The sequence below is a fragment of the Dickeya oryzae genome, from assembly GCF_020406815.2.
GTDB lineage: Bacteria > Pseudomonadota > Gammaproteobacteria > Enterobacterales > Enterobacteriaceae > Dickeya > Dickeya oryzae.
The window spans coordinates 4,542,599-4,554,908 of the sequence record NZ_CP162670.1; the positions used below are offsets into that span (position 1 = coordinate 4,542,599).

Genomic DNA, 12,310 nt, shown 5'->3' on the forward strand with positions numbered 1-12,310 from the left:
CGTCACAGCGGTAAAGGGCCGGTCAGCGGCGGCCACCGAACCCATTCTGACGCCAGGCTTCGTAACTGATGATCGCCACCGAATTGGACAAATTCAGGCTACGGCAATTGGGTTCCATCGGAATGCGGATGCGGTTTTCCGGCGCGAAACCATTGCGAATGTCATCCGGCAGACCAGCGGTTTCCGAGCCAAACAACAGCACATCACCCGGCTGATAGTCAGGCTCATCGTAAGGACGGCTGCCTTTGGTGGTACAGGCGAAAATCCGCTGCCCTGCCACTGCCTGCAAAAAATCCTGATAGTTACGGTGACGGCTGACATTCGCCAGATCGTGATAGTCCAGCCCGGCACGACGCAGCTTTTTTTCCTCGAAATCAAAACCCAAGGGTTCGATCAGGTGCAACGAACAACCGTTGTTAGCCGCCAGACGGATAATATTGCCGGTGTTGGGTGCGATCTGCGGCTCATAGAGTGCAATATGAAACATGATAAAGTCAGGCACGAAAAAAGGTGGGCGTCAGTATAGCGTATTCCGTGTCCGTCCCCCAGCGACGGCCGACATCACACATCGTCCTGTCTGTTGGCGAAAACCAGACGCGGCTTGCATTAACCGCTAGAATAAAACCTGATAAGGCCGTCGTTTCCCCCGGAGGAGCTATGAGAATACTGCCTTCCCTGATGTGGCTGTTGAGCCTGCCGTTGCTGGCTCAGGCCGCTACACAAACTATCTCGCCCCAGCAACAGCAGTTTGAAAACGGCATCAGCAGCCAGAAGCGGTTGCTACAGGAGATGCAGCAAAGCCAACAATTCCAGCAGCAGCAGCTCAATCAGGACATTCAGCAACGCAGCCGCGAACAACAGCAACAACTGCAACAGCAACTGGAGCAGAATCGCCAGCGCATTCAGCAATCCGCCCCCGGTAATACCAACCGCAGCTACTGATACTGCTGCGATCACCGATACCCGTCAGTGCCCGTCAAGACATTGCCTGGCGGGCACTGACATGAGCAGGTAAGAGGCCTGAGCCTGTGTCAGACCCGCACGCCCATCAGCGTCAGGATCAACGGCGTGGTCACCCCTGCCAGCGCGGTCGACATCAGCAGGCTGGCGGCAACCGGGCCACCCAATACATTGAACTGCCGGGACATCAGGTAGATATTCACGCCCACCGCCATTGACCCCAGCAGCACCACCACACGGGTTTCCATCTCCGGCAGGCCAAGCGCCACCGCCAAGACCCACACCACCAGCGGCTGCACCACCAGTTTGATAAGACAGATAGCCACGCTGATTTGCCACCCGTCGCGGATGCGGTATTCCGCCAGCCCCATCCCCAGCGCTATCAGCGACAGCGGGACGGCGATTTGCCCTAGCATGCCTATCGGCTTGTCCACCACATCCGGCAGCGGCAAACCGGTGAGGCTGTAAAACGTGCCGGACAAAATGCCGATGATCAGCGGGTTTTTCAGTACGCCGAGCGCCGTTTTGGTAAACCCCTGCATCGACAACGAACCGTTACGCGCCCACTCCACCGACACCGTCACCAGTGTCCATAAAATCAAACCATTGAACACCAGCACCAGCGCCACGGACGGAACCGCCTGCGGCCCCAGCATCAGGGTGGCGATGGGCAGGCCAAGCATCACGTTGTTGGAGAAAATACCGCTGAGCGAAAACACCGAGCCGGAAACGCCATCCAGCCGGAATACCCGACTGGCAACCACCCTCCCCAGTATGAATACCAGCAGGCAACTGCCAAAGAAGGCAATGAGCAACCGGGCATCCACCGAGGGTCGTTTGGAAAAGTCGCACATCATGCGAAATAGCATGGCGGGCAGCGCCACGGAAAAGACGAATTTACTCAGCGCATCGGTCACCGTGGACGACCAGTGGCCGAAACGGATCAAGGCATACCCCAGCGCAATCAGCACAAACAGCGGTAGAGAAAGAAAAATCTGGTGCCAAAGAGAAACAATAAACGTGGGCATCGCCCTTCCTTAATAAGGCGTTGATCCCCAGGCGAAGGCTGATGGCGGGTCACGACGGTAAGGCATGACGCCTTACCGGGGAGCGGGCGACATGGCCCGAGGTCATACAGGAAACGCCTGACGAAACACGCCGATTTATGGGTCGGCGTCATACGCTGTCAGGACAGACGATACCCGCCGACGTTAATTAAATTGCGGTCCAATCAAATCTATCCGGTCGGTACAGATACAGTCAACGCCCCACTGCAACAGGGTACGCGCCCGATCGGGCTGATTGACGGTATACACCAGAATACGCAGCCCGGCGTCTTTCAACTCTCTGACGCGCGCTTCATCAAGCAGACGGTGGTTGAGGTGAATCGAAACGCAGCCTAACCGTGTCGTCAGATTACGCCAGTCCTCCTCCCATTCATCCAGCAGCAGACCACGCGGTAACGCTGGCACGGCTTGCTGTGCGGCAGCCAGCGCCTCAACCGAAAACGACGACAGCAGCGGCGCGACAGGGTGGTTGCGCCACAACTCGTAGGCGGCCAGCGCCACCACGCGTCCGGTCTGCTCATCACACCCGGTTGTCGGTTTGATCTCGATATTGACCGCCATACCGTACTGTTCGCAGCGTTTCGCCACTTCAGACAGCAACGGCAGACGTTCTCCCTGAAACTGGCTGCTGTACCAGCTACCGGCGTCCAGCCCAACCAGTTTGTCCCACGGCAGCTCGCCCGCCACGCCCCATCCGTTGCTGGTGCGCTCCAGCGTGTCGTCGTGCAACAAGAAGATGTGCCCGTCCTGCGACAGCTTGGCGTCGAACTCGATCATCTTGTGACCATGCTGCGCGCCGACATCAATCGCCGCCAGTGTGTTTTCCGGAGCCAGAGAACCGCCGCCACGGTGGGCAACGATAGCAGGATACAGCCAGTTCGGGGTCATGCTTCCATCCGTAATCCGCTTTGCGAATCAAATATATGCCAGGATACCGTCGGCAGAGTAAGCCACAGGGTTTCCCCCACCGCCGGACAATGCTCGTGCGACAGGCGCACCACAATATTCTGCCCCGCCCATTTGCCGTGCGCCAGATTATCCGCACCCAGCAGTTCCAGTGTGTCCACCACCAGCGGTATGCCACCGGCCTCGGCGGTGGACTGCATAATGTGCTCCGGGCGCATGCCCAGTGTCACCGCGCGCCCTTGCCACTCCGGTTTCGCCACCGGCAACGGCAGCGAAAAATCCGCCGACAGCTCGACCCTGCTACCATCGGCGCTCACCTGCCCGGCCCACAAATTCATCGCAGGCGAGCCGATAAAACTGGCGACGAACAGCGATGCCGGTTTGCGATAAATCTCCGCCGGTGCGCCGATCTGCTCCGCCACGCCTTTATTCATCACAATCACGCGATGAGCCAGCGTCATCGCCTCCACCTGATCGTGGGTGACATACAGGCTGGTGGTTTTCAGTCGCTTGTGCAGTTGTTGCAGTTCAAGACGCATCTGCACACGCAGCTTGGCATCAAGGTTAGACAACGGTTCATCGAACAGGAATACCGACGGTTCGCGCACAATAGCGCGCCCCATCGCCACACGCTGACGCTGGCCGCCGGACAGCTCGCGCGGTTTGCGCTGCAACAACGGCTGCAATTCCAGAATACGCGCCGCTTCATCCACCCGCTGGCGGATCTGATCTTTACCAAAGCCACGGATTTTCAGGCCGTAGGCCATGTTGTCGTACACACTCATGTGCGGGTAGAGCGCGTAATTCTGGAACACCATCGCAATACCGCGATCTTTGGGTTCTTTATCCGTCACACGCTCATCGCCGATATAAATATCGCCGCTGGTGGTCTGTTCCAGCCCGGCGACCATGCGCAGCAGGGTCGATTTACCGCAGCCAGACGGCCCCACCATCACCACAAATTCGCCGTCTGCCACGTCGAGATCAATCGGTCGAATCACCTGATTTTTGCCGTCGTAGGATTTGGTGACGGCCTGAAGTTTTAAGCATGCCATAGGGTTTTATTTCTCACTATCAACCAGACCGCGAACAAACCAGCGTTGCATCAGCAACACCACCAACAGCGGCGGTAGCATCGTCATCAGCATCGCCGCCATCACCTGATGCCAGGGGGTAGCGGTATCGCCGGTGGCGATCATGCTCTGGATACCGGCGACCGCCGTACCCAAACGAGGGTCATTGATGATCAACAGCGGCCACAGATACTGGTTCCAGCCGTAGATAAAGGTAATGACAAACAGCGCCGCCAGATTGGTTTTAGACAACGGCAGCACCATGTCGAAGAAAAAGCGCATGGGGCTGGCACCGTCGATACGCGCCGCCTCCAGCAGTTCGTCCGGCAGCGTCATAAAAAACTGGCGGAACAGAAACGTGGCGGTGGCCGACGCCATCACCGGCAGAGTCAACCCGACATAACTGTTGGTCATATTCAGGTGAGAAATCACCTCCACCGTCGGGAAAATACGCACTTCCACCGGCAACATCAGGGTAGAAAAGATCATCCAGAAGAACAGGTTACGGCACGGAAAACGGAAATAGACAATGGCGTAGGCCGACAGCATCGAGACGCTGATTTTGCCGACGGTGATCGTCAGCGCCATCACAAAGCTGTTGAACAGCATCAGGCCGAATGGCGCGCTGTTGTTATCGCCCACACCGTGCTGCCAGATATACACCATGTTTTCCCACAGGTGGCCGCCGGGGAGCAGCGACATCGGCACCTGTGACATTTGTTCCTGACTCATGGTGGCGGCGATAAACGCGACATACAGCGGGAACAACACCACCACAATGGCGACGACCAGCATGGCGTGGCTGAAGACATCCAGCCCGCGACGGTTCTCAATCATCCGGCTTGCGGTCATGGCAGACTGGCTCATTGATAATTCACCTTACGCTCGACAAAGCGGAACTGGATAACCGTCAACACGGTCACCACCAGCATCAGCACCACCGACTGCGCCGCCGAACTGGAGAGATCAAGACCGGCGAACCCTTCGCGGTAAATCTTGTAGATTAACGTGGTGGTCGCCTGTATCGGCCCGCCGCCAGTCGCGGCATCGATAACCGGGAAGGTATCGAAGAAGGCGTAGGTCAGGTTGACTACCAACAGGAAAAAACTCACCGGTGAAATCAGCGGTAGCACCAGATTGAAGAAACGGCGTACCGGCCCGGCACCATCAATCGCCGCCGCTTCAATCAGCGAACGGGGAATGGACTGTAACGCCGCGAGGAAAAACAGAAAGTTGTAGCTGATTTGCTTCCAGACCGACGCCAGCACCACCAGAAACATCGCCTGACCACTGTACTGCGCGTGGTTCCAGTCATAGCCCAACTGGTGCAATAACCAGGTAATCAGCCCCAGACCGGGGTTGAACAAAAACATCCACAATACCGCCGCCACCGCAGGCGCAACCGCATAAGGCAGAATCAGCAACGTCTGGTATAAGCGGCTAAAACGCAGGGTGTAATCCACCAATGCGGCCAGAAACAACGACAACACCAGCCCTGAAGCGGCCACCAGAAAGCTGAACAGCAGCGTGGTGTAAAACGAGCCAAGGTAATAGCTGTCGTGGAACAGATTAATGAAGTTCTCCAGCCCGACAAACTTGCTGGACAGGCCGAACGGGTCGACGCTCTGCACCGAATACCAGAGCGCCTGCCCGGCTGGCCAGAGAAAAAAAACCACCGTGATGGCCAGTTGCGGCAGCACCAGCAGGTAAGGCAACAGGCTGCGGCCAAAAACAGGACGGGAAGCACTCATGCACAAGGCTCTCAGAAAACAGAATTCTCAGAAAACAGGGTTCTCAGGAAAAAACAGGGGTGGCCGAATCCCTTCGGCCCGGAATGCGGTTACTTGTTCGCTTGTTCGAAGCGACGCAGCAGCACGTTGCCACGTTCCACAGCGGCATCCAGCGCCTGCTGCGGGGTTTTCTTGCCAGTCCAGACGCTTTCCAGCTCTTCGTCGACGATGGTGCGAATCTGCGGCATGTTGCCCAGACGCAGCCCTTTGGTAAACGGCAGCGGGTCTTTGTTCAGCATCTGACGGGTGGCGATATCAGCACCGGGGTTCTTGTCATAGAAACCCTGCTTTTTGGTCAGCTCATACGCGGCTGTGGTGATCGGCAGATAGCCGGTCTTCTGGTGCCACTCGGCGGCGATTTCCGGTGTCGACAGGAACTGCATGAATTCCGCCACGCCTTTATAGGTCGCCGCGTCTTTGCCGCTCATCACCCACAGGCTGGCACCACCGATAATGGCGTTCTGCGGCGCGCCTTTCACATCGGCGTCATACGGCATCATCGCCACACCGTAGTTAAATTTGGCGTACTGACGAATATTCGCCAGCGAGCCGGATGACGCGGTGGTCATCGCGCAATCGCCGTTATAGAACTTCTCGGTCGGCTCGTCTTTACGGCCGTAATAGGTGAAGTCGCCTTTCTTGTTCATGTCTTCGAGCATTTGAATATGCTTGACCTGAATCGGCTTATTGAACTCCAGCACCGCATCAAGGCCATCGAAACCATTGTTTTTGGTGGCGATCGGCAGGCCATGCCAGGCGCTGAAGTTTTCAATCTGAATCCAGCCCTGCCAGCCGCTGGCGTAACCGCACTTCATGCCTGCCGCGCGCAGCTTAGCGGTGTAATCAGCCATCTGCTGCCAGGTTTTCGGCGGCTGCTCTGGGTCCAGACCGGCTTTTTTGAAGGCGTCTTTGTTGTAATACAGCACCGGCGTCGAGCTGTTAAACGGCTGGGACAGCAGGTGACCGGTTTTGGCATCGGAGTAATAACCGGAAACGGTCGGCACGAAAATGCTCTCATCAAACGGCACGCCCGCGTCTTTGAAGACCTGATAGACCGGCTTGATAGCCTTGCTGGCCATCATGGTCGCCGTACCGACTTCATACACCTGCAGGATAGCCGGGGCGTTACCGCTACGAAACGCGGCGATACCCGCTGCCAGGCTCTGCTCGTAGTTGCCTTTGTACACCGGCACGATTTTGACATCGCTGTGTGTCTGGTTGAAGCGGTCAGCCAGAGAATTCACGGTCTTGCCCAGTTCCCCTTCCATTGAATGCCAGAACTGGACTTCGGTAGCGGCCTGCGCCTGTGCGCTGGCGGCTAACGCCATAATGACGACGGCGGCAGTTTTACGGATAGCGTGCTGAAACATGCTGTCTCCTGAGATCATGGTGAGTACTGCTGTAAGTACGGATCGTTTATAAGTACTGATCGATTGCGAGTACGGATTCGTTGTTAGCGCCATGAGCGAAAAAGCGCGTTTTATATTCGGCAGGTAACATGACACGCGCAGATGACAGAAAAATAACCCTAATATGACAACACCATGACAAGTGCATACGATTGCACTGGCGAAAAGGAAAACGGGGAAGGTCGAAAGGTCAGTAACCGAATTTTATTTTTTAATCAGTATGTTGTTGAGAATCATTACCGTAACCGTCAGCCCTGTTCGGTATGATCCCTCTCTTCTGAGCACAAAAAAACGGCACCGCAAAACGTGAGCCGCCGCCAGCACGTCTGTGACCTGAAAAATAGCGGCGACTCCCCATCACGCAGGCCAGCCTCACTAAGCCACCATCACCGTTACCCCCATCTTCCCCAGTGCGTCTCTGGCGGCGACGGGTAGCCCGTTATCAGTAATGATGCTGTCGAATACCGTTATCGGCGTGGCAATCCAGGTCGCGATACGGCCATATTTAGAGGCGTCACTGAGCAGGATGCGTTTACTGCTGGCCTCGATAATTGCCCGTTTCACCGATACCTTGTCTTCGTTAGGGGTAGACAAGCCACGCAGGCTCCATGAGGAAGCAGAAACGAAAGCAATATCAATCATCAGGTTACGCAGAGCCAACGCCGCCCCCTCGCCAACACAGGAGCGATTTTCCCGACACAGGGTGCCACCGGTGTGGATCATGCGGCACTGGCTGGATTCGATCAGCAACGCGGCGATGGCGAAATCATTGGTCACAATCAGTAAATCATCCCGCTCTGCCAACTGGCGCGCCAGCGACAACGTGGTGGTGCCCGCATCAAGATAAATGCAACTGTTGTGCGGGATCTGCTGCGCTGCCAGCCGACCAATCGCCTCTTTCTGCTGGCTGAACATCACTGACTTATCCTGATGAGAAGGTTCCATCGCCAGACGCTCTGGCGAACGTACCCCGCCCGACACACTGAGCAACAATCCATCCTGCTCCAGCTTTTGTACGTCCCGCCGCACTGTCATGTGCGATACGCCCAGCATGTCCGTCAGCTCACTGATGCTGACCACTCCACGTTCAGTAATCAGTGACAAAATCTTTTGATGGCGTTCTACCGGTATCACTCCCCACTCCTGTTAATTGCTGTGATAACTATTGTGATTTCACCCTGTGCCGAGCGCGATAATTATCATAAATTCACGTCGCAAACTATGCGCTCACCGACATCCACCCGCAACAGAGCGCAACATTCGCCAATATAGCCACCTCATGCCCCGTCACCCGATTCACGTCGTCTTCCTATCAATGTTAATTTGTGTGATATCAATCACCGCATTAGCGCTAACAAGCGCCTACATTTAACACATCACAACAAAATATCACTAAAATTAACAGAGAAAGCCCTATGAACCCACAGACCCCCGCACAGTATGCTGTCGCCGTGATCGGCCTCGGCTCCATGGGATTCGGTGCCGCCGTCTCCTGTATCCGCGCCGGATTGACCACCTACGGCGTAGACATCAACCCGCACGCGCTAGAGCGGCTGCGTCAGGAAGGTGCAGAACAAGCCGACAGCAGGATCGACCACTTTGCCGCACAGCTCGATGCGGTCGTGTTGCTGGTGGTCAACGCCGCACAGGTCAACAGCATTCTGTTTGGCGAGGCCAATGTCGCCGCACAGCTAAAACCGGGCACCGCAGTCATGGTGTCTTCCACCATTTCAGCGCAGGACGCCAAACGCATTGCCGAACGACTGGCGGAACACCAATTACTGATGCTGGATGCGCCGGTGTCTGGCGGTGCTCTCAAAGCCGCTGCTGGCGATATGACGGTCATGGCATCCGGCAGCCATGAAGCGTTTGAGAAACTCGAACCGGTGCTGAATGCCGTCGCGGGCAAGGTGTACCGTATCGGAGAAGAGATTGGCCTCGGCGCGACAGTAAAAATCATCCACCAGTTGCTGGCGGGCGTACATATCGCCGCCGGTGCCGAAGCGATGGCGTTGGCCGCCCGCGCCGGTATCCCGCTGTCAGTAATGTATGACGTGGTGACCCACGCCGCGGGTAATTCCTGGATGTTCGAAAACCGCATGAAACACGTGGTAGAGGGTGACTACACACCAAAATCTGCCGTCGATATCTTCGTCAAGGATCTGGGACTGGTTACCGACACGGCCAAATCGTTGCACTTCCCGCTACCGCTGGCCTCCACCGCGTTCAACATGTTTACCGCTGCCAGCAACGCCGGTTTCGGCAAAGAGGACGACAGCGCGGTGATCAAGATTTTCAGTGGTATCGAACTGCCACAACAAGGATTACCACAACAACGGGAGGACGCATGATTACCCTGGGCGTCATCGCAGATGATTTTACCGGTGCCACCGACATCGCCAGCTTTCTGGTGCAAAACGGCCTGTCGACGGTACAACTCAACGGCGTACCGACGGCGGATTATCAGGTGCAGGCGCAGGCGGTGGTCATCAGCCTCAAGTCGCGATCCTGTCCGGTGCAGCAAGCTATCGACGATTCCCTGAGCGCTCTGTCATGGTTACAGGCACAGCATTGTCAGCAGTTTTACTTCAAGTACTGCTCCACCTTCGACAGCACGGCAAACGGTAATATCGGCCCGGTGACCGACGCGCTACTGGACGCGCTGGGCGAATCGATGACTGTGATTTCTCCGGCGCTGCCGGTCAACGGTCGCACCGTGTATCTGGGGCACCTGTTTGTGATGGATCAGCTGTTATCCGATTCCGGTATGCGCCATCACCCGGTGACACCCATGACCGACAGCAGCCTGTTACGGCTGATGGAACGTCAGGCGCGCGGACGTTGTGGACTGGTGCCTTATCGTGTGATGGAGCAAGGCAGCATGGCGGTGCAACAGCAACTGGCGCAACTGCGTGAACAAGGCTGCCGCTACGCGGTGTTAGACACCCTAAACGAGCAGCATTTACTGACGCAGGGCGAGGCGCTGCGAACGATGAAGCTGGTCACCGGTGGTTCCGGGCTGGCGATAGGACTGGCGCGCGTCTGGGCCGGTGCCGACTCATGCCCGGCAACGGAGGCGGGCGAGCCGCAACCCGGCCCGGCCGTGGTGCTTTCCGGCTCCTGTTCAGTGATGACCAACCAACAGGTGGCGTGTTATCGCCAGCAGGCGGCCAGTCAGGCAGTGGATGTCGCGCGCTGTCTGGCAAGCGAAGCCGGGTTGCAACGTTACGCCCGTGAACTCGCCGATTGGGCGATCGCCCATCGGGATGACACGCTGGCCCCCCTGCTGTTTGCTACCGCTGAACCGCAGGCGCTGAGTGCTATTCAACAACAATATGGTGCCGCCGCCAGCAGCCGCGCGGTGGAAACCCTGTTCGCCAGCGTGGCGGCACACTTGCAGGCTGCGGGTTTCCACCGCTTTATCATCGCGGGCGGCGAAACCTCCAGCATCGTCGTACAAACGCTTGGCATTCGCGCCTTCCACATCGGCCCTACGATTTCGCCCGGCGTGCCGTGGGTCACCTCGGTGGATCACCCACTGTCGCTGGCGCTCAAGTCTGGCAACTTCGGCGATGAAAACTTTTTTGCCCGCGCCCAGCATCCCTCGTCACCCTCAATGCGTTAACAATAGGAACTGAGTGCATGAGCAAACAAAGCGAACATATCACCTCAAGTGAAAAGCAGGCCCGCGAAGAGATGGTGCGGCTGGGTGCCTCGTTCTTTCAGCGCGGCTATGCCACCGGTTCGGCCGGTAATCTGTCGCTGCTGCTGGAAGACGGCAACCTGCTCGCCACCCCTACCGGCTCGTGTCTGGGAGAGTTACAGGCTGAGCGCTTATCCAAAGTCAGCCTGAACGGCGAATGGTTATCGGGTGACAAACCGTCTAAAGAGGTGAGCTTTCACAGGGCACTGTATCTGAATAACCCCGACTGCCGCGCCGTGGTCCACTTGCATAGTGCTTACCTCACCGCGTTATCTTGTCTGGAAGGACTGAATACGCAGGATGTGATCCGACCGTTTACACCCTATGTCGTGATGCGGGTAGGGACTGTCCCGCTGGTGCCCTATTATCGCCCTGGCGATGCCCGGCTGGGGGAAGACCTCGCCCGCCTTGCTCCGCATTACCGGGCGTTTCTGCTGGCCAACCACGGGCCGGTTGTGACCGGCAAAGACCTGCGGGCCGCCGCAGACAATATGGAAGAGCTGGAAGAAACCGCCAGACTGATTTTTATTCTTGGTGACCGACGCATCCGTTATCTGACGGATGAAGAAATTGCCGAATTACGGAGTTAATCATGCCGAAATTTGCCGCCAATCTTTCTACGCTATTTACCGAACTGCCTTTTCTGGACCGTTTTCAGGCCGCTGCGCAGGCCGGGTTCAAGGCCGTTGAATTTCTGTTTCCCTATGACTATCCCGCCGACCTGCTGGCGGAGAAATTAAAGCAGCATGGACTGCAACAGGTATTATTTAATACCGCGCCAGGCAACGTTGCCGCCGGAGAATGGGGCGTTACCGCACTGCCTGAGCGGGTAGATGACGCTCGTCGTGATATTCAGCTCGCGCTGGAATACGCCATCGCACTGCAGTGTCCGTCGGTGCATATTATGGCAAGCGTAATACCCGAACATGCCGATATTCAGCGCTGCCAACAAACCTACATCGACAATATTCGCTACGCCGCCGATCTGTTTGCGCCCTACGGCATCACCGTAATGCTGGAAGCGTTAAATCCTGGCCTCAAACCACGCTATCTCCTCGCCAGCCAATATCAGACGTTGGATATGGTCAACCGTATAGACCGCAGCAACGTGATGGTGCAGGTCGATCTGTATCACGCACAAATTGTCGACGGTAACCTGACGCATATTTTGCACGAAATGAAAGGGCGCTATGGTCATATTCAAATTGCGGCGGTACCAGGTCGTCATGAACCGGATGAAGGGGAAATAAACTATCCATTTATTTTCGATGAATTAGACAAAATAGGTTATTCCGGCTGGATTGGATGTGAATATAACCCACGTGGCAATACCGAAGCCGGATTGGCCTGGATAAAACCTTATCTATTGTCATAGCCGAATGAAATAACCGAATTCATTATC

At 56.5% G+C, this 12,310-nt stretch carries 13 protein-coding genes; 5 read left to right on the top strand and 8 right to left on the bottom strand.

The window, feature by feature from the left end; genetic code table 11:
* Positions 1–22 precede the first annotated feature (22 nt).
* Entirely contained in the window at positions 23–487 is a 465-nt protein-coding gene (locus LF929_RS20040) for a tRNA (cytidine(34)-2'-O)-methyltransferase (protein WP_029456510.1), read from the bottom strand.
* 170 nt (positions 488–657) lie between these two features.
* Between LF929_RS20040 and LF929_RS20045 the strand changes: the two genes are divergently transcribed.
* Positions 658–942 (top strand): DUF2756 domain-containing protein, encoded by a 285-nt coding sequence (locus tag LF929_RS20045; protein WP_016942810.1) that lies wholly within the window; start codon positions 658–660, stop codon positions 940–942.
* 89 nt (positions 943–1,031) lie between these two features.
* On the opposite strand, the gene LF929_RS20050 is transcribed toward LF929_RS20045, so the two are convergent.
* The 7 genes from LF929_RS20050 to ygbI form a co-directional block, all read right to left on the bottom strand.
* Positions 1,032–1,988, bottom strand: coding sequence for an AEC family transporter (locus LF929_RS20050; protein WP_038906001.1), 957 nt, complete (start codon positions 1,986–1,988; stop codon positions 1,032–1,034).
* Between the two features lie 183 nt (positions 1,989–2,171).
* Entirely contained in the window at positions 2,172–2,915 is a 744-nt protein-coding gene (ugpQ, locus tag LF929_RS20055) for a glycerophosphodiester phosphodiesterase (protein WP_038906003.1), read from the bottom strand.
* Positions 2,912–3,988 (bottom strand): sn-glycerol-3-phosphate import ATP-binding protein UgpC, encoded by a 1,077-nt coding sequence (locus tag LF929_RS20060; protein ID WP_038906004.1) that lies wholly within the window; start codon positions 3,986–3,988, stop codon positions 2,912–2,914. The genes ugpQ and LF929_RS20060 overlap by 4 nt, the downstream gene beginning before the upstream one ends.
* Before the next feature lie 6 nt (positions 3,989–3,994).
* Positions 3,995–4,843 (bottom strand): sn-glycerol-3-phosphate ABC transporter permease UgpE, encoded by an 849-nt coding sequence (gene ugpE / locus LF929_RS20065; RefSeq protein ID WP_023641019.1) that lies wholly within the window; start codon positions 4,841–4,843, stop codon positions 3,995–3,997.
* A 26-nt stretch (positions 4,844–4,869) separates the two neighbouring features.
* On the bottom strand, positions 4,870–5,757 hold the full coding sequence (gene ugpA, locus LF929_RS20070; protein ID WP_210176901.1) for a sn-glycerol-3-phosphate ABC transporter permease UgpA: 888 nt from the start codon (positions 5,755–5,757) through the stop codon (positions 4,870–4,872).
* An 89-nt stretch (positions 5,758–5,846) separates the two neighbouring features.
* Positions 5,847–7,166: a sn-glycerol-3-phosphate ABC transporter substrate-binding protein UgpB gene (gene ugpB, locus LF929_RS20075; RefSeq protein ID WP_016942804.1), complete on the bottom strand. Its 1,320-nt coding sequence runs from the start codon at positions 7,164–7,166 to the stop codon at positions 5,847–5,849.
* A gap of 414 nt (positions 7,167–7,580) precedes the next feature.
* Entirely contained in the window at positions 7,581–8,339 is a 759-nt protein-coding gene (gene ygbI, locus LF929_RS20080) for a DNA-binding transcriptional repressor YgbI (RefSeq protein ID WP_038909303.1), read from the bottom strand.
* Positions 8,340–8,620: 281 nt separating this feature from the next.
* Here ygbI and ltnD point away from each other — a divergent pair, with 281 nt between their 5' ends.
* The 4 genes from ltnD to otnI are packed head-to-tail and all read left to right on the top strand — an operon-like array spanning position 8,621 to position 12,283.
* Positions 8,621–9,556 (top strand): L-threonate dehydrogenase, encoded by a 936-nt coding sequence (gene ltnD / locus LF929_RS20085; RefSeq protein WP_210173988.1) that lies wholly within the window; start codon positions 8,621–8,623, stop codon positions 9,554–9,556.
* On the top strand, positions 9,553–10,830 hold the full coding sequence (otnK, locus tag LF929_RS20090; RefSeq protein ID WP_210173987.1) for a 3-oxo-tetronate kinase: 1,278 nt from the start codon (positions 9,553–9,555) through the stop codon (positions 10,828–10,830). Before ltnD ends, otnK begins: the two co-directional genes overlap by 4 nt.
* 17 nt (positions 10,831–10,847) lie before the next feature.
* Positions 10,848–11,498: an aldolase gene (locus tag LF929_RS20095; protein WP_016942800.1), complete on the top strand. Its 651-nt coding sequence runs from the start codon at positions 10,848–10,850 to the stop codon at positions 11,496–11,498.
* Between the two features lie 2 nt (positions 11,499–11,500).
* Entirely contained in the window at positions 11,501–12,283 is a 783-nt protein-coding gene (otnI, locus tag LF929_RS20100; protein ID WP_038906010.1) for a 2-oxo-tetronate isomerase, read from the top strand.
* Positions 12,284–12,310 lie beyond the last annotated feature (27 nt).

What these genes read in the sequence shown, in the direction of transcription:
- LF929_RS20095 (WP_016942800.1), top strand. Translation starts at nt 10,848, where the DNA reads ATGAGCAAACAAAGCGAACATATCACCTCAAGTGAAAAGCAGGCCCGC.
- LF929_RS20045 (WP_016942810.1), top strand. Translation starts at nt 658, where the DNA reads ATGAGAATACTGCCTTCCCTGATGTGGCTGTTGAGCCTGCCGTTGCTG.
- ugpA (WP_210176901.1), bottom strand. Translation starts at nt 5,757, where the DNA reads ATGAGTGCTTCCCGTCCTGTTTTTGGCCGCAGCCTGTTGCCTTACCTG.
- ugpQ (WP_038906003.1), bottom strand. Translation starts at nt 2,915, where the DNA reads ATGACCCCGAACTGGCTGTATCCTGCTATCGTTGCCCACCGTGGCGGC.
- otnI (WP_038906010.1), top strand. Translation starts at nt 11,501, where the DNA reads ATGCCGAAATTTGCCGCCAATCTTTCTACGCTATTTACCGAACTGCCT.
- otnK (WP_210173987.1), top strand. Translation starts at nt 9,553, where the DNA reads ATGATTACCCTGGGCGTCATCGCAGATGATTTTACCGGTGCCACCGAC.
- LF929_RS20060 (WP_038906004.1), bottom strand. Translation starts at nt 3,988, where the DNA reads ATGGCATGCTTAAAACTTCAGGCCGTCACCAAATCCTACGACGGCAAA.
- ugpB (WP_016942804.1), bottom strand. Translation starts at nt 7,166, where the DNA reads ATGTTTCAGCACGCTATCCGTAAAACTGCCGCCGTCGTCATTATGGCG.
- LF929_RS20040 (WP_029456510.1), bottom strand. Translation starts at nt 487, where the DNA reads ATGTTTCATATTGCACTCTATGAGCCGCAGATCGCACCCAACACCGGC.
- ugpE (WP_023641019.1), bottom strand. Translation starts at nt 4,843, where the DNA reads ATGATTGAGAACCGTCGCGGGCTGGATGTCTTCAGCCACGCCATGCTG.
- LF929_RS20050 (WP_038906001.1), bottom strand. Translation starts at nt 1,988, where the DNA reads ATGCCCACGTTTATTGTTTCTCTTTGGCACCAGATTTTTCTTTCTCTA.
- ltnD (WP_210173988.1), top strand. Translation starts at nt 8,621, where the DNA reads ATGAACCCACAGACCCCCGCACAGTATGCTGTCGCCGTGATCGGCCTC.